Origin of the sequence: Azospirillum argentinense (assembly GCF_000632475.1) — a bacterium.
In the GTDB taxonomy this organism is placed as follows: Bacteria; Pseudomonadota; Alphaproteobacteria; order Azospirillales; family Azospirillaceae; genus Azospirillum; species Azospirillum baldaniorum.
Genome location: NZ_CP007794.1, coordinates 202,285 through 218,403 on the forward strand (window position 1 = coordinate 202,285; position 16,119 = coordinate 218,403).

Genomic DNA, 16,119 nt, shown 5'->3' on the forward strand with positions numbered 1-16,119 from the left:
GGGATTGCCGCGGATTTAAGCACGGATGGCACGGAGCGTCCTTAACTCAATTTCCGCCCGCGCCGGTTCCGTCATTCGGCGGCGTTTTCCGCCGCTTTCTCCGCCGCCTTGCCCGCCTCGATCTTGCCCGCCTCGATCTTGGCAGCCTCAATCTCGGCGGCCTTCTTCTCGACCAGCCCGACGAGGTGGTCGACGATGTTCTGGTCCTTCAGCCGGTGGTCGGTGACGCCGGACAGATAGACCTGATGGGTGTTGTTGCCGCCGCCGGTCAGGCCGATGTCGGTCTCGCGCGCCTCGCCGGGGCCGTTGACCACGCAGCCGATGACCGACAGGGTCAGCGGCGTGGTGATGTGGGCCAGCCGCGCTTCCAGCGTCTCCACCGTCTTGATGACGTTGAAGTTCTGCCGCGCGCAGCTCGGACAGGAGATGACCGTGACGCCGCGCCGCCGCAGGCCCAGCGACTTCAGCATCTCGTAGCCGACCTGGACCTCCTCCGCCGGCTCCGCCGACAGGGAGACGCGGATGGTATCGCCGATGCCCGACCACAGCAGCATGCCCAGCCCGATGGACGACTTCACCGTCCCGGCGCGCAGGCCGCCGGCCTCGGTGATGCCGATGTGCAGCGGATAGTCGCAGGCCTCGGCCAGCCCCTGGTAGGCGGCGACGGCCAGGAACACGTCGGACGCCTTCACCGAGATCTTGAACTCGGTGAAGTCATGGTCCTCCAGGATCTTGGCGTGGTTCAGGGCGCTCTCGACCAGCGCCTCCGGGCAGGGCTCGCCGTACTTCTCCAGCAGGTCCTGCTCCAGAGAGCCGGCGTTGACGCCGATGCGCATGGAGCAGCCGTAGTCCTTGGCCGCCTTCACCACCTCGCGCACCCGCTCCGCCGAGCCGATGTTGCCGGGGTTGATGCGCAGGCAGGCCGCCCCGCTCTGCGCCGCCTCGATGGCGCGCTTGTAGTGGAAATGGATGTCCGCGACGATCGGCACCGAGACCTGCGGCACGATCTGCTTCAGGGCCAGCGCCGATTCCTGGTCGGGGCAGGAGACGCGCACGATGTCGGCGCCCACCCGTTCCGCCGCCTGGATCTGCGCCACCGTCGCCGCCACGTCGGCGGTCGGCGTGTTGGTCATCGTCTGCACCGAGATCGGCGCGTCGCCGCCGACGAGCACGTTGCCCACCCGGATCTGGCGGGACTTGCGGCGAAGGATCTGGCGGTAGGCGCGCACGCTGCTCATGGGCTGTGGCCTCGGGGCATGAATCGGGTCCGGCGCGGTCTTATAGCGCAGCCGGCGTTACGCCTGAAGTGCGGTCCGCCGCGCCGGATTCAAGGGAAAAAGCCGTCGCCGGCTTGTCTTTGGCGGCCCGTCCTCAATGGGCGGGGGCGGCGCCGCGCAGGGTCGGGGCGTGCTGGTCCAGCGACACGTCCCGCAGCACCTGCCCGACCGCGCCCATCGGCGCGCCGTCCACCCCGTCGGTGACCACGACCAGTCCGCCGGCGTTGCCGGTGCGCACGCGGATGCCGGAGCGGTCGGGCACGCGGTAGACGTCGCCCGGCTTCAGCACGCGGGTGAAGATGATCTCGCCGCTGTTGTCGCGCACCTGGATCCAGCTGTCCTGCGTGGCGCGCAACTGGATGCGCGAGGCCGCGTTCTGCGTGCCGTAGACCTTCGACGGCAGCGCCCCGTCCACGGCGGGCGGCGGTGCCGTCGGGGCCGCGGGCGGCAGGCTGGCGATGGCCGGAGCGGCGGGGGTGAGCGGGGTCGGCTCCTGCGCGGCGCCTTCGGACTCGTCGTCCTCGGCCGGGGGCGGCGGGACGTTCACCATGGCCGACGGCGCGGCGGACGGAGCGGGAGCCGGAGCCGCCGTGGAAGCGGTCGGCTTGGCGGGAGCGGCCGGCGCCGGCTGGGCGACCACCGCCGCAGGGGCTGGGGTGGGCTTCGCCGGAGCCACCGTCGCAGGGGCCTGGGCGGCCGGAGCCGGAGCGGCGGGAGCCGGTGCTGCCGGAACGGGAGTCGCCGACGGAGCAGGCACCGCCGTGGACGCTCCACCGGCCGCGGGCGGAGCGGCCACCGGGGAAACCGCCGGAGTGGACGGAGCCTCCGCCATCACGGTCGGGACGGACGCCGGGGCGGCGGGCGTTTCGGCGGGGGCCGGCACCGACGCGGTTTGCCCGCCACCAGTCTGGCTGGCGTTGAAGGGCAGCGTGTCGAGCAGCGAGACCAGCCGGTCGGGCAGGGTCGGGACCAGATCGACCATCGAGCGGTCGGTCGCCGACAGATAGTACCAGCCGCCATAGACGATGCCGGCCAGCACCATCGTGCCGAGCAGGACCGTGCCGCCGGGGATGCGGCCTTCCGGCACCGGAGTCGGGAAATAGAGCTGCTGGCTGCGCGTGCGGCCCGCCGCCTCGTCCTTGTAGCGGGTGAGGATGGTGTCCGGGTCAAGCCCCAGGCATTCCGCGTAGGAGCGCAGGAAGCCGGCGGCGTAGGTGGTGCCCGGCAGATCTTCGAACCGGCCCGCCTCGATGGCCTGCAGGTAGGGGTAGCGGATGCGCAGCATCGTCGCGACCTCGCGCAGGTCGTAGCCGAGGCTCTCGCGCGTCTCGCGCAGGGTGTCGGACACGCTGGGGCCGGTCTGCGCCGGGCCGTCCTGCGTGGGGTCGTAGGAGCCGAAAACCTTGCGCTTGCCCATCATCTCAACCGTACCGTCGCCTCGGATGACTTGTGGTCGCACCCCCGGCATGGGTACGCCAGCCGCGGGAGCGGCGCAACCGGGAACGACCGTGATCCTGCCATCTTGTATACGCCCTTCGTCCAAACCGCTGTAACAAAACGCCGCCGCAGCGGGCTCCAGCGCCGGATATGGCTCCAGGGTGGACGAAGCGGCCTTGAACGTGACTTTGGGCGCGACCTCAGATGATGACGCCGTGGTCCTTGGCGAAGCTGCGCAGCTTGTCGCGCAGGCTGTGGTCGCCGCGCAGATACAGCCCGTTCATGTATTGGCGCAGCACCGCCACGTCGAGCGAGCGCAGCATCGTCTTCACCGGCCCGACCGAGGGCGGCGACATCGACAGGGTGCGGAAGCCGATGCCGATCAGCGCCATGGCGTCGAGCGGCCGGCCGGCCATCTCGCCGCAGATGCTGACCGGGACGTTGGCGTCGCCGCAGGCCTCGACCAGCCGCCGCAGCAGGCTGAGCATGGCCGGCGACAGCGGGTCGTAGCGGCCGGAGGTGCGCGGGTTGCCGCGGTCGCTGGCGAAGATGTACTGGGTCAGGTCGTTGGAGCCGACCGACAGGAAATCCACCCGCGGCAGCAGCGCCGGCAACTGCCAGAGCAGCGCCGGCACCTCGATCATCGTGCCGACGCGCACACGGCTGGGCAACTCGCCGCCCTGAACCTTCAGCCGGTTGATCTCCAGATCGAGCAGGCGGCGGGCGGCGTCGAACTCCGCCACCTCGGCGATCATCGGGAACATCACCGACAGCGGACGCCCGGCGGACGCCCGCAGCAGGGCGCGCAGCTGCTGGCGCAGCAGCGACGGGTGGTCCAGCCCGATGCGGATGGCCCGCCAGCCGAGCGCCGGATTCTCCTCCCCCTCGCTGGCTGCGATGTAGGGCAGCATCTTGTCGCCGCCGACGTCGAGCGTGCGGAACACCACCGGCTTGTCGTCGGTCTGGTCGAGGATGCGGGAATAGAGGTCGGTCTGCGCGTGGACGTCCGGGTAGGTGGAGCGCACCATGAAGGGGATTTCGGTGCGGTAGAGGCCGACGCCCTCCGCCCCGCTGGCCTTCAGGTGCGGCAGGTCGATCAGCAGGCCGCAATTCAGCTGGATGGAGATCGGCACGCCGTCCCGGGTGACGGAGGGCAGCGCACGGATCTTCTCGTACATCTCCTCCTTGCGGACGCGCAGGGCCACGGCCTCCACGAAGGCCATCTGGATGTCCTCCGCCGGGCGGACGAAGGCCTGCCCGTGGTCGCCGTCGACGATCACCGGGTCCAGCGGCTCGATCCGGTTCAGCGCGTCGGGCGCCTGCACCACCGGGATGTTCAGAGCGCGGGCCACGATGCAGACGTGGCTGGACGGCGAGCCTTCCTCAAGAATCACGCCGCGCAGGCGGCGCTGGTCGTAGTCGAGAAGCTCCGCCGGCCCCATGGACCGCGCGACCAGGACGATGTCCTCAGGCAGCGTGCCGCCGTCGGCCTCCGACTTACGCCCGGCGAGGTGCTGGAGCAGCCGGTTGGTCAGGTCCTCCAGATCGAGCAGCCGCTCGCGGATGTAGGGGTCGGTCAAGTGGCTCATGCGGGCGCGGGTGTCGTTCTGCACCTGCTGCACCGCGCCTTCCGCCGTCAGCCCCATGCGGATCGCCTCGCGGATGCGCGACAGCCACCCGCGGTCCTCCGCGAACATGCGGTAGGTTTCCAAAATGTCCTTGGGCTCGCTCAAGCCCGCCAGTGCCGCCGCGTTCAGCAGGTCGTCGATGGCGCTGTGCATGGTGGCGATGGCGGCGTTCAGGCGCGCCAGCTCGCTCTCCGTGTCCTCGGACACCATCTGGCGGATGGTCAGCTGCGGGCGGTGGATCACCGCCAGCCCCATCGCCAGACCGCCGGTCAGCGAGGTGCCCGACAGGCGCGCCGGCAGCAGCGCCGGATCGCCGGTGGAGGCGACCTCCTGCGGGTTGACCAGCTCGCCCTGGGCGACCAGCTCGGCCACCACCATGGCGATGGTCTGGAGCGTCTCGACCTCGACCTCGGTGTAGCGGCGGCGGTCCTTGTGCTGGATGACCAGGACGCCGCGGACCTTGCCGCCGCGCAGGATCGGCACGCCGGCCAGCGACAGGAAGGGGTCCTCCCCGGTTTCCGGGCGGTAGGCGAAGCTGGGGTGCGACGGCGCGTTGTCCAGCGCGATGGGCCGCGCGTGGCCGGCGATGTCGCCGACGATGCCCTCGCCCACGCGCAGGCGGGTGTTGTGCACGGCGTCCTGGTTCAGGCCGAGCGTGGAGAACAGCTCCAGCACCTCGCCCGCCCGCATGACGTAGCAGGAGCAGACGTCCGCCCCCATCTCCATGCCGATTAGGGTGACGATCTTGTCCAGCCGCTCCTGGCCGGAGCCGGAGCCCGCCATGACGTCGCGCAGCCGCGCCAGCAGGCGGCGCGAGGCGGCGCCGTCGAAGCCCGGCGAACCGGCGGGGATGTCGCCCACGACGCCGTTCATCTCATGCCGCCCCCAGGATCGCCGATTGACCAATGACCGGCTGCTCGCCTTCTTCGGGCGATCGGTCCGAGGACGATGGCCAGCGGGCGGCCAGCGCCGCTTCGGCCTGGACGATCAGGTCGCCGATGATCTCGGCCACCGGCTGCTCGCGCGTGACCAGCCCGACGCTCTGCCCGGCCATCAGCGAACCGCTCTCCACGTCGCCGTCGATCACCGCGCGGCGCAGCGCGCCGGCCCAGAAATGCTCGATCTCCAGGATGCCCGCGTCGCGCGTCGTCTCGCCACGGTCGACCCGAGCGATGACCTCGCGCTGAAGCTCCATGAACCGCTTCGACCCGGCGTTGGCCAGCGCCCGCACCGGGATCACCGGGAAGCGCGGGTCGATCTGCACCGACGCCTGGGCGTCGCGCGCCGAGGCCTTGATGAAGACCTGCTTGAAGCGCTGGTGCGCGATGGATTCGGTGGCGCAGACGAAGCGGGTGCCGATCTGCACGCCCGCCGCCCCCTGCTCCAGATAGGACAGGATGGCCTCGCCGCGCCCGATGCCGCCGGCCACGAAGACCGGGACCTCGCGCAGGTCGGGCAGGATCTCCTGCGCCAGGACGGTGGTGGAGACGGGGCCGATGTGGCCGCCGGCCTCCGTGCCCTCGATCACCAGGGCGTCGATGCCGATCTTGACCATCCGCCGGCCGCTGACCAGCGTCGGGGCGAAGGCCATGGCGCGGGCGCCGCCGTCCTTGATGCGCTTGATGGTGGCGCCGCTGGGGAAGCCCCCGGCGATCACCACATGGCTCACCGCCAGCTCCCGGCAGACGTCGATCAGACGATCTAGGTCCGGGTGCATGTTGATGAGGTTGACGCCGAAGGGCTTCGCCGTCAGCGCCCGCGTGGCGGCGATCTCCGCCGCCAGCAGGTCCGGCGGCATCGAGCCGCAGGCCAGCACGCCGAAGCCCCCGGCGTTGGAGATGGCGGAGACGAGATGGCGCTCCGACACCCAGCTCATCGCACCGCCCATGATGGCGGTGCGCGTGCCGAGGAAGGCGCAGCCACGCTCCCACAGCCGGTCGAGTCGGGCGCCTGCGACCGCGTCGGACCTGGCGTCGGTCATCGCCGCCCCTCCCCCTTCACCCGGCTCAGGCCGCGTCCAGCCCGTAGGCGGTGTGCAGCGCGCGCAGCGCCAGCTCCGCATACTCCTCGGCGATCAGGACGGAGATCTTGATCTCGGAGGTGGAGATGACCTGGATGTTGATGCCCTTGTCGGCCAGCGCCTTGAACATGCGCTGCGCGACGCCGGCGTGGCTGCGCATGCCGACGCCGATCACCGACACCTTCACCACGTTGGCGTCGGAGACGATGCGCTTGTAGTTCAGCTCGGCCTGGGCGTCCTCCAGCACCTTGACGGCGCGGGCGATGTCGGCCTTGCCGACCGTGAAGGTCATGTCGGTGGACTTGCCGTCTTCCGACACGTTCTGGACGATCATGTCGACATTGACGGCGGCGTCGGTCAGCGGACCGAAGATGCTGGCCGCCACGCCCGGACGGTCGGCGACGCCGATGAGGGTGATCTTCGCCTCGTCGCGGCTGTAGGCGATGCCGCTCACAACTTCCTTTTCCACGATCTCGTCCTCGTCAACAACAAGGGTACCGGGAAGCGCGCTGCCGGCGGCCTCCTCGAAGCTCGACAGAACCTGCACGCGCACGCGGTGGTTCATCGCCATCTCGACCGAGCGGGTCTGCAGGACCTTCGCCCCCTGCGACGCCAGCTCCAGCATCTCCTCGTAGGTGATCTTGGAGAGCTTGCGCGCCTTGGTGACGATGCGCGGGTCGGTGGTGTAGACGCCGTCCACATCGGTGTAGATGTCGCAGCGGTCGGCCTTCAGCGCCGCCGCGAGGGCGACCGCCGAGGTGTCGGAGCCGCCGCGGCCCAGCGTGGTGATGCGGCCGCTTTCGGTCACGCCCTGGAAGCCGGCGACCACGGCGACCTCGCCGGTGTTCATCCGCTTGTCCAGCTCCGCCGTGTCGATCGACACGATGCGCGCCTTGCCGTGCGTCTCGTCGCTGTAGATCGGAATCTGCCAGCCGAGCCAGGACCGCGCCTGGATGCCGAGCGACTGCAGCGCGATGGCGAGGAGACCGGAGGTCACCTGCTCGCCCGAAGCGACGATGGCGTCGTACTCGCGCGCGTCGTGCAGCTTGTCGATGTCGTTGCAGTATTTCACGAGCTGGTTGGTCACGCCGGACATCGCCGACACGACGACGGCGACCTGATGCCCCGCCTTGACTTCCTGCTCGACCTTTCGGGCCACGTTCTTGATGCGGTCGATGTCGCCGACCGACGTGCCGCCGAACTTGAGGACGATCCGCGCCATACCTCACACCATGTCTGGGCCGGCAAAAAAGCCGGCAGTCCGCGCCCCCGCTCTACCGTTGCCGGCGCGGGGCGGCGTATCCATACTCTGTCGCTCACAGCGAGGCAAGTTCGCCCCGCAATTGTTCTCGCAATCCAAGCATACGGGATTTCTTTCATGACCGCGACCGCCGGAACCGCAGGCACCGCAGGCACTGTCGACCCCCAGGACATCGCCCGCTTTTCGGCCATCGCCGCGGAATGGTGGGACCCCACCGGCAAGTTCCGGCCCCTGCACCGGCTGAACCCGCTGCGGCTGGCCTACATCCGCGACACGCTGTGCCGCCGCTTCGGCCGCGACCCGCTGGCGGCCGAGCCGCTGAAGGGCCTGCGCATCGTCGACATCGGCTGCGGCGGCGGCCTGCTGTCGGAGCCGATGGCCCGCATGGGCGCCACCGTGGTCGGCGTGGACGCGGCCGAGCGCAACGTCCGCACCGCCGCCGCCCACGCCGCGGAGACCGGCACCCCCGTCGATTACCGCGCCACCACCGCCGAGGCCCTGGCGGCCAGCGGCGAGCGCTTCGACGCCGTGCTGGCGATGGAGGTGATCGAGCATGTCGCCGACGTGCCGCTGTTCGTGAAGTCCTGCGCGGCGCTGACGGCGCCGGGCGGCGCGCTGTTCCTGGCGACGCTGAACCGCACGCCGAAGTCCTTCGCGCTGGCCATCGTCGGGGCGGAGTACATCCTGCGCTGGCTGCCCCGCGGCACCCACAACTGGCGCCAGTTCCTGCGCCCCGGCGAGCTGGCCGCCGCCCTGCGCGCGGAGGGGCTGGCGATCCGCGACCTGACCGGCATCACCTACAACCCGCTGTCCGACGAGTTCCGGCTGAATCCGCGCGATCTCGAGGTGAACTACATGGGCTGGGCGGAGCGGGCCTGAGCGTACAGGGCGGCGAGGCGTACGGACGTACATACGTACGCTTCGCCGCCGCAGTCTGGAAAGACGGCGCCGGGTGCCGGAAAACGAAAACGGGAGAGCCGACGGCTCTCCCGTTTTCATGTTCGCCCCGTTTTCATGTTCGCAAGGAAACGCGCCTTACGCCGCGTGGCTGGCTTCGTGCTGGGTCAGCAGCGCGTAGATCGCGTCCGCCGAGTCCGAACCGCGCAGCTTCTCGCACATCGATTGGTCGCGCAGCAGGCGCGACACACGGGCCAACGCCTTCAGATGGTCGGCGCCGGCATGATCCGGAGCCAACAGCAGGAAAATCAGATCGACCGGTTGCTCATCGATCGCATCGAAGTCGATGGGCCGCTCCAGCCGGGCGAAGACGCCGTGGACACGGTCGAGGTTGGGCAGCTTGCCGTGGGGGATGGCGATGCCATGCCCCACGCCGGTGGTGCCCAACCGCTCGCGCTCCAGAAGGACGTCGAAGATCGCCCGTTCGTGCTGGCCGGTCAGCTCGGACGCCTTGCGCGCCAAGTCCTGCAGGGCCTGCTTTTTGCTGCCGGCCTTCAGGTTCGGGAGAATGGCGTGCGGCGTGATGAGATCGAGCATGACGCTATGGGTGTGGTTGGAACAGAGACCGGACTTAGGCGCCGGCCTTCTCCGCCGGGTCCACCCAACCGATGTTGCCATCGGCGCGGCGGTAGACCAGGTTCAGGCGGCCATGGGCGCCGTTGCGGAACATCAGCGCCGGAGCGTCGGCGAGTTCCATGCGCATCACCGCCTCGCTGACCGCCAGGGTCGCGATGTTGGTTTCCATCTCGGCGATCACGATGGGCTGCGCCTCCTCGGCAGCGGCCTCTTCGCTCTCCACATGGGCCTCGTCCTTCTCCGCTTCCAGGATCTGGTAGCGGGCCGGGAAGGCTTCCTGCACGGGGGCTTCGACGCTGTGGTGGTCGCGCAGGCGGCGCTTGTAGCGGCGCAGGCGCTTGGCCAGCTTCTCGCACGCGGTGTCGAAGGCGGGATACGGCTCGGTGGCGTCAGACGCGCTCTGAAGGACGATCCCACGACCGACGTGCACCTGGATGTCGGCCTTGAACAGATGCGCTTCGCGCGTCAGGACGACGTTGGCCTCGATCGGCTTGTTGAAATACTTGCCGACGATGGTGTTCAGGCTGTCCGCGACATGGCTGCGCAGAGCGTCGCCAACGTCAAGCTGCTTGCCTTTGACGGTCAGTTGCATTTTGGGATGTTTCCAATCTGGTCCGCGATAGACATAGGACGACGGAAGGCCGCCACGTGCGGACGGGGACCATAGTGACGGCGGTATGGGCTGTCAATCAAGGACGGCCCCCTCCCGGCCCGGTTACATGCGTGACATCTTGGCACGGCGTCGCTGCACCGATGACGGAATGCGCATCGCTTCACGATACTTCGCGACCGTCCGGCGCGCAATGTCGATCCCTTCACCACGAAGGATTTCGACGATTTTATCGTCCGACAGCACGTCGTCCGGCTTCTCGGCGTCGATCATCGCCTTGATGCGGTAACGCACGGCTTCCGCCGAGTGGGCCGCCTGCCCGTCGGCCCCCTGGATGGCGGAGGTGAAGAAATACTTCAACTCGAACACGCCGCGCGGCGTCGCCATGAACTTGTTGGTTGTGACACGGCTGACCGTGCTCTCGTGCATGCCGATCGCCTCGGCGATGTCGCGCAGGATCAGCGGCTTCAGATGCGAGACGCCGTGGATGAAAAAGGCGTCCTGCTGCCGGATGATCTCGCTGGCCACCTTCAAAATCGTGGTGGCGCGCTGGTGCAGCGACTTGACCAGCCAGTTCGCCGACTGGAAGCGCTCGGTGATGTATTCCTTGTCCGCCTTGTTGCGGGCGGTGCCGGAAATGCGCGCGAAATAGCGGTGGTTGACCAGCACCCGCGGCAAAGTGTCCGGGTTCAGGTCGATCAGCCAGCCGCCGCCGGGGTTGGCGCGCATCAGGATGTCGGGGGTGACGAGCTGGGCGGGCGTGTGGTCGAAGCTGAGCGCCGGCTTGGGGTTCAGCTTGCGGATCTCCGCCACCATGTCGGCGACGTCCTCGGCGTCCACCCCGCAAACCTTCATCAGCGCCGGCAGGTTGCGCGCCGCCAGCAGCTCCAGATGGTCGAGCAGGGCTTCCATCGCCGGGTCGAAGCGGTTCTTCTCGCGCAGCTGGATCGCCAGACATTCCTTCAGCGACCGCGCGAAGATGCCCGGCGGGTCGAAGCGCTGGCAGGCGGCGAGCACCCGCTCCACCCGCTCCGGCGCGCAGCCGAGCTGCCCCGCGAGGCTCTCGACCTCCAGCCCGGTGATCCAGCCGGCCTCGTCCAGCATGTCGATCAGCGCCAGACCGATGAGCTGGTCGCCGAGGTCCGGCAGGTCGATCTTCAGCTGCTCGGTCAGATGGTCGCGCAGGCTCTTTTGGCCGGTCAGCGTGGCTTCCAGGTTGGACTCGTCGTCCTCGAAGCCGCCGCGCCCGCCGCGCTCCTGCCAGGAGCCGTAGACGTCGCTGGAGCCGTCCGTCCCATCGGAGAAACGGTCGTCGGAATAGACATTCTCGAAATCGGTGTCGAGCGGCGCATCGGAGGCCGACCCCATCGTCTCCGACGATGTCATCTCCACCGTGTCGCGGGTGCGCCCGTCGGTCATCGGCGGCTGGCGCTCCTCCGGCGCGGCGAGGTCCACCGCTCCGGGCTCGCCCCCGCCGTCACCGGCACCGTCGCCCCCGGACTCGCCGCCGCCCTCGCCGGGGCCGCCGTCGCGCTCCAGCAGGGGGTTCTGCTCGATCTCGCGGTCCACGAAGTCCGACAGTTCGATGTTCGACAGCTGCAGCAGCTTGATGGCCTGCTGCAGCTGCGGAGTCATCACCAGGGACTGGGTCTGACGAAGATCGAGGCGTTGGCTGAGCGCCATGGGCAGGGAAACCGCACTAGAGGCTGAACCGGTCCCCGAGGTAGACCCGGCGCACGTCCTCGTGCGCCACGATCTCGGCCGGCTCTCCCTCCATTAGTACCACACCATCGTGCAAGATGTATGCCCGATCGACGAGATCGAGCGTTTCACGCACGTTGTGGTCGGTGATGAGCACGCCGATGCCGCGGTCGCGCAGGTGGCTGACCAGCTCGCGGATGTCGTTCACCGCGATCGGGTCGATGCCGGCCAGCGGCTCGTCGAGCAGGATGAAGTGCGGCTGGGAGGCCAGCGCGCGGGCGATCTCGACGCGCCGCCGCTCGCCACCCGACAGGGCCAGCGCCGGGGCGCGGCGCAGGTGGGTGACCGAGAACTCCGCCAGCAGCTCGTCCAGCATCTGCTCGCGCGTGTCGCGGTTGGGCTCCACCACCTCCAATACGGAGCGGATGTTGTTCTCCACCGACATGCCGCGGAAGATCGACGCCTCCTGCGGCAGATAGCCGATGCCCAGCCGCGCCCGGCGGTACATGGGCAGCGCCGTGATGTCCTGCCCGTCGAGCAGGATGGTCCCGGAGTCGGCGGCGATCAGCCCGGTGATCATGTAGAAACAGGTCGTCTTGCCCGCCCCGTTGGGGCCGAGCAGGCCGACCGCCTCGCCGCGCTGGACCGTCACGGTCACGTCGCGGACGACCGGGCGCTTCTTGTAGGCCTTGCCCAGATGCAGGGCCACCAGCCCTTCGGTCGGGTGCGCGTCGGTGGCGGGATGGCCCGCCGGGCGGCCCGCCGGGTGGCCCGACTGGTTCGAGGCGGAAAGGGTCGGGCCGCCGAGGTCCCGGTCTTCGATGTCCATGGCCATTGTTTCGCTGCCGGGTCGGTCAGGGCTTCGCGGCGGGGGTGCCGCCCGTTTGCGCGGTGGGCTTGCCGCCCGCCTGGGCGGTGGGGCGCCCACCCGGCGCGCCCGGCTCCTGGCCGGGGACCAGAAGACCCATCACCCGCCCGCCGGTGGCGGGACCGGCGATCACCCGGTTGACCTTGGTCTTCATGTTCATCTCGGCAGCGTCGCCATTGAGCTGGTTGTCGTTGCGGGTGATCTTGACGTTGCCGAGCAGCACCGCCGTCTCGTCGGCCACCGAATAGACCAGCTTGTCCGACAGCGCCACGTCGGTCGCGGTGGTCACCACCACGCTGCCGGCACCGTCGATGCGCTCCATCTGGGTCGAGCCGTCCGGCATCTTCTTGAGCTGGCCGATCAGGATGTCGGCGCGCAGCCGGTCGCCGTTGGCGATGCGCACGGCCACGGCGTCGCCGCGGGCCACCGTCAGGTTCTTGGCCTCGTAATATTCCAGCGTGTCGCGCGCCGTCACGATGTCGGTGCGGGTGACCAGCTTGAGGTTGCGCCCGGTGACCACGGCGACCTGCTTGTCCACGTCATAGACGCCGCGCTCGCCGAAGACCTCCTGGGTCGGGCTGACGATGCGCACGTTGCCTTCGGCGAGGAGCTGGAACACCTCGTTCCCCTTGCCGGGCACCTCGCGGTAATAGGCGGTCAGCACGTCGGCGTAGACGGTGCTGTCGGTGCGCTTGGCCGAGGCGTTGCCGCGCGCCACATAGGCGCGCACGTCCTGGTGCCATTCGATGGCCTGGTCGGCGTCGACCTCGATCGGGTTGGGGCCGCCGCCGAGGCCGGGCAGCCCCTGGGCCGCCGCCGGGACGGACGCCACCGACAGCAGGAGGAGCGCGGCCAGCAGCGGGGCCGCAACGGTGGCTGCACGCGAAGCGACACTCAACGGCGCGTCACTCGACGGCGCGACACTCGGCGGGACTGCACTCAACGCGTCTTTCCTCCGGGGCTTTCGGCGGCCTGGACGTCGGCCTTGGACTGGTTCAGGAACACCATCGTCTTGCCACGGTCGGACAGGCGGAAGCCTTCGGCGTTGATGACGCCCTGCGGCCCCTGGCCCACGACATGGACATCGCCCCAGGCGGTGCCCTTGCGGATGTCGGAGTCCGCTTCCTCGGTGGTGAATTCGTTGCCGTCGTCGCGCATGACGCGGACATGACCCCGCATTTTCAGAATACCGGTGACCTGATTGTACCAGCCCTTGTCGGAGCGCATGGTCACCCAGGTGCCGTCGGTCTGGGTCATCTCGGCCTCCGGCTGGTCGAGCAGGACGATGTCCGGCTCGTCGGCGATGCGGTCGGCCTTGGCCGCCACCAGCGAGAAGGGCTGGTTGTCTTCGTCCACCGCGATGTAGCGCGGCTTGATCATCTCAAGCTGGCCCTTGTCGGCGGAGATGCGCAGGCTCGGCAGCTCGGTCAGCGAGGGCCAGACGGCGATCAGCGCCATCACCGCCAGCGCCAGCGCCGGAAGTACGAACTTCATTCCGGTGACGAAACGGCTGTAGACCCGGCTGACCGGCCGGATCTTCCGGCGCTGGTGGACGCGCTTGGCCGCCTCGCCGTCGTCGGTCGCAGCCGCCGCCGACGGCGACCTCGCCCCCGGCATGGCCATGAGCTGCGCGGCGAGGGAAGGCGCATCGGCGCGCCGCTCCTTCGTGTTCACCGTCCGATCCTTCAGGTCGCTGTCCATGGCGTCAACCGTCCTCCGGCTGCCCGTCACGCCACCCCGGCGCGCAGGCAATCGTGAATGTGCACAACACCGAGCGGCCGGTCCGCCTCCACCACGAACAGGCTGGTGATCTGCTTCTCGTTCATCTCCCGCAGCGCCTCCTCGACCAGCGCCTTGGGGCGGATCGTCTTGGGCCGCGGGGACATGATGCTGTCGGCCCGCTCCGCCCACAGCTCCGGCGTCAGGTGGCGGCGGAGGTCGCCGTCCGTGATGACGCCGGCCAGGGCGCCCGTGGCGTCCACCACGCCGACGCAACCCAGCCGCTTGGCCGTCATCTCGAATATGACGGTGGAAAGCGGCGTATCCAAGGCACACAGGGGCATATCGTCGCCCTTGTGCATCACGTCGGTCACCTTCAACAGCGCCCGGCCGAGCTGGCCGCCGGGGTGGAACTGCTTGAAATCCGCCGCCGTGAAGCCGCGCCGCTCCAGCAGCGCCACCGCCAGGGCGTCGCCCAGCGCCAGCATCATCGTGCTCGACGTGGTCGGGGCCAGCCCCAGCGGACAGGCCTCCGGCGTCGGCGGCAGCACCAGCGCGACGTCGGCCTGCTCGGCCAGGGAGGAGCCGGCGCGCCGGGTAATGCCGATCAGCGGAATGTCGAAGCGGCGGGTGTAGGCGACGATGTCCGACAGCTCGTGCGTCTCGCCGGAATTGGACAGGGCGATGACCGCGTCCTGCCGGGCGATCATGCCGAGGTCGCCGTGGCTCGCCTCGCCCGGATGGACGAAGAAGGCCGGCGTGCCGGTGGAGGCCAGAGTCGCGGCGATCTTGCGCGCCACATGGCCGGACTTGCCCATTCCGGAGACGACGACACGCCCGGCGATCCCGGCCAGACGGTCCAGCGCACGCACGAAGGCGCCGTCCAGCCCGTCCGCCAGCGCGGTCAGGGCGTCGGCCTCCATCCGCAGGACGCGCCGGGCGCTCGCGATGTCGCGGCCGGCCGCGGCGTCAGGCGGGCAGTCGGCCGGGCTATCGATCCGGCTGGTTGCGGTCAGGCTCGTCAAGGCGGTGCTTGCCTCTTCTGGTTGGCCCATCGGGCCGAAAATGGGTACTCCGACTGGCAGCGCGCGTATCCGCGACAACGGGCCAGCCGCCGCGCGGGCAGTATGCCCACCCGCGCGCGTCCGGTCAAATCAACGTCCGAAGGTCCCGGCCTATTCCACCGGGCCGCCTTTCAAGACGATGGCCAATCAATGCGACAGAATGTCCGGCTGTTCCCAACCGCCGAGGTCCAGTTCCCCGCGGGCCGGCAGGAAGTCGAAGCAGGCCTTGGCGAGATGGGTCCGCCCCTCGCGCGCCAGCATGACGTCGAGCTTCTCCTTGAGATCGTGCAGGTGCAGCACGTCGGAGGCGGCGTATTTCATCTGCTCCGGCGTCAGTTCAGCCGCACCCCAGTCGGAGGACTGCTGCTGCTTGGACAGTTCCACCCCCAGCAGGTCCTTCACCAGATCCTTCAGCCCGTGCTTGTCGGTGAAGGTGCGGACCAGCTTGGACGCCACCTTGGTGCAGTAGACCGGCTGGCAGGCGACGCCGAGATAGGCCCGCATCACCGCCACGTCGAACCGGGCGAAATGGAACAGCTTGGTGACCTCGGGATCGGTCAGCAGGCGCTTCAGGTTCGGAGCGTCGTATTCGCCCTTGCGGAACTGGACCAGATGCACCGTGCCGTCGCCGGGGGACAGCTGGACCAGGCACAGCCGGTCGCGGTGTGGGTTCAGCCCCATGGTCTCGGTGTCGATGGCGACGGCGCCGCCGCGGGCGAGGGACTTCAGGTCGAGACCGTCCGGCAGGTCGCCGTCATGGAGGTCGATGGGCATTGGGTGGCTTCCCGCTCAATAGGACGGCCCCCGGCCACGGACCCCAGAAACGACGAACGCCGCTCTGCTACCTTTCCGTCCCGCTGGGGGAGGACCGTAGCATGCGGCGCAGCCGGGTAGATATGGTGCCCAGGAGAAGACTCGAACTTCCACGACATTTCTGCCACAGGTACCTGAAACCTGCGCGTCTACCAATTCCGCCACCTGGGCTCGGTGTGGGCCGCTTA

At 69.2% G+C, this 16,119-nt stretch carries 14 protein-coding genes and 1 tRNA gene; 1 reads left to right on the forward strand and 14 read right to left on the reverse strand.

Translation table 11 applies throughout. The annotated features are described in order from the left end of the window. Positions 1 to 71: 71 nt before the first annotated feature. The 5 genes from ispG to ABAZ39_RS15170 form a co-directional block, all read right to left on the reverse strand. Entirely contained in the window at positions 72 to 1,238 is a 1,167-nt protein-coding gene (ispG, locus tag ABAZ39_RS15150; RefSeq protein WP_040133865.1) for a flavodoxin-dependent (E)-4-hydroxy-3-methylbut-2-enyl-diphosphate synthase, read from the reverse strand. Positions 1,239 to 1,371: 133 nt separating this feature from the next. After that, positions 1,372 to 2,697 (reverse strand): helix-turn-helix domain-containing protein, encoded by a 1,326-nt coding sequence (locus ABAZ39_RS37525; RefSeq protein WP_282184648.1) that lies wholly within the window; start codon positions 2,695 to 2,697, stop codon positions 1,372 to 1,374. A gap of 217 nt (positions 2,698 to 2,914) precedes the next feature. Beyond that, positions 2,915 to 5,215, reverse strand: coding sequence for a phosphoenolpyruvate--protein phosphotransferase (ptsP, locus tag ABAZ39_RS15160; protein WP_040133866.1), 2,301 nt, complete (start codon positions 5,213 to 5,215; stop codon positions 2,915 to 2,917). Position 5,216: 1 nt separating this feature from the next. Beyond that, positions 5,217 to 6,323, reverse strand: a complete 1,107-nt coding sequence (locus ABAZ39_RS15165; RefSeq protein WP_040133867.1) for an NAD(P)H-dependent flavin oxidoreductase — start codon at positions 6,321 to 6,323, stop codon at positions 5,217 to 5,219. A gap of 25 nt (positions 6,324 to 6,348) precedes the next feature. After that, positions 6,349 to 7,584, reverse strand: a complete 1,236-nt coding sequence (locus tag ABAZ39_RS15170; protein ID WP_040133868.1) for an aspartate kinase — start codon at positions 7,582 to 7,584, stop codon at positions 6,349 to 6,351. A 156-nt stretch (positions 7,585 to 7,740) separates the two neighbouring features. On the opposite strand from ABAZ39_RS15170, the gene ubiG reads away from it, so the two are divergent. Next, entirely contained in the window at positions 7,741 to 8,502 is a 762-nt protein-coding gene (ubiG, locus tag ABAZ39_RS15175; RefSeq protein ID WP_040133869.1) for a bifunctional 2-polyprenyl-6-hydroxyphenol methylase/3-demethylubiquinol 3-O-methyltransferase UbiG, read from the forward strand. Between the two features lie 156 nt (positions 8,503 to 8,658). Here ubiG and ptsN read toward each other — a convergent pair whose 3' ends face one another. From ptsN to ABAZ39_RS15220, 9 genes are all read right to left on the reverse strand, one after another. Then, positions 8,659 to 9,117, reverse strand: a complete 459-nt coding sequence (gene ptsN / locus ABAZ39_RS15180) for a PTS IIA-like nitrogen regulatory protein PtsN (RefSeq protein WP_014198055.1) — start codon at positions 9,115 to 9,117, stop codon at positions 8,659 to 8,661. A gap of 34 nt (positions 9,118 to 9,151) precedes the next feature. Beyond that, a complete protein-coding gene (gene hpf / locus ABAZ39_RS15185; protein ID WP_040133870.1) occupies positions 9,152 to 9,748 on the reverse strand; it encodes a ribosome hibernation-promoting factor, HPF/YfiA family in 597 nt (198 codons plus the stop codon). 123 nt (positions 9,749 to 9,871) lie between these two features. After that, positions 9,872 to 11,449 (reverse strand): RNA polymerase factor sigma-54, encoded by a 1,578-nt coding sequence (rpoN, locus tag ABAZ39_RS15190; RefSeq protein ID WP_040133871.1) that lies wholly within the window; start codon positions 11,447 to 11,449, stop codon positions 9,872 to 9,874. A gap of 16 nt (positions 11,450 to 11,465) precedes the next feature. Continuing rightward, positions 11,466 to 12,296, reverse strand: coding sequence for an LPS export ABC transporter ATP-binding protein (gene lptB, locus ABAZ39_RS15195; RefSeq protein ID WP_372441550.1), 831 nt, complete (start codon positions 12,294 to 12,296; stop codon positions 11,466 to 11,468). 25 nt (positions 12,297 to 12,321) lie between these two features. After that, the gene (locus ABAZ39_RS15200; protein ID WP_040133873.1) at positions 12,322 to 13,233 is read right to left on the reverse strand and encodes an LptA/OstA family protein; all 912 of its coding nucleotides are present in this window, start codon (positions 13,231 to 13,233) and stop codon (positions 12,322 to 12,324) included. A 41-nt stretch (positions 13,234 to 13,274) separates the two neighbouring features. Next, positions 13,275 to 14,036, reverse strand: a complete 762-nt coding sequence (lptC, locus tag ABAZ39_RS15205; protein ID WP_040133874.1) for an LPS export ABC transporter periplasmic protein LptC — start codon at positions 14,034 to 14,036, stop codon at positions 13,275 to 13,277. 26 nt (positions 14,037 to 14,062) lie between these two features. Continuing rightward, positions 14,063 to 15,079 (reverse strand): KpsF/GutQ family sugar-phosphate isomerase, encoded by a 1,017-nt coding sequence (locus ABAZ39_RS15210; RefSeq protein ID WP_144243565.1) that lies wholly within the window; start codon positions 15,077 to 15,079, stop codon positions 14,063 to 14,065. Positions 15,080 to 15,265: 186 nt separating this feature from the next. Further along, positions 15,266 to 15,892 carry a ribonuclease D gene (locus tag ABAZ39_RS15215; RefSeq protein ID WP_040133875.1) on the reverse strand — a complete coding sequence of 209 codons (627 nt, stop codon included), beginning with the start codon at positions 15,890 to 15,892 and terminating at the stop codon, positions 15,266 to 15,268. A 123-nt stretch (positions 15,893 to 16,015) separates the two neighbouring features. Then, positions 16,016 to 16,102 (reverse strand) — tRNA-Leu (locus ABAZ39_RS15220). Between the last annotated feature and the right edge of the window lie 17 nt (positions 16,103 to 16,119).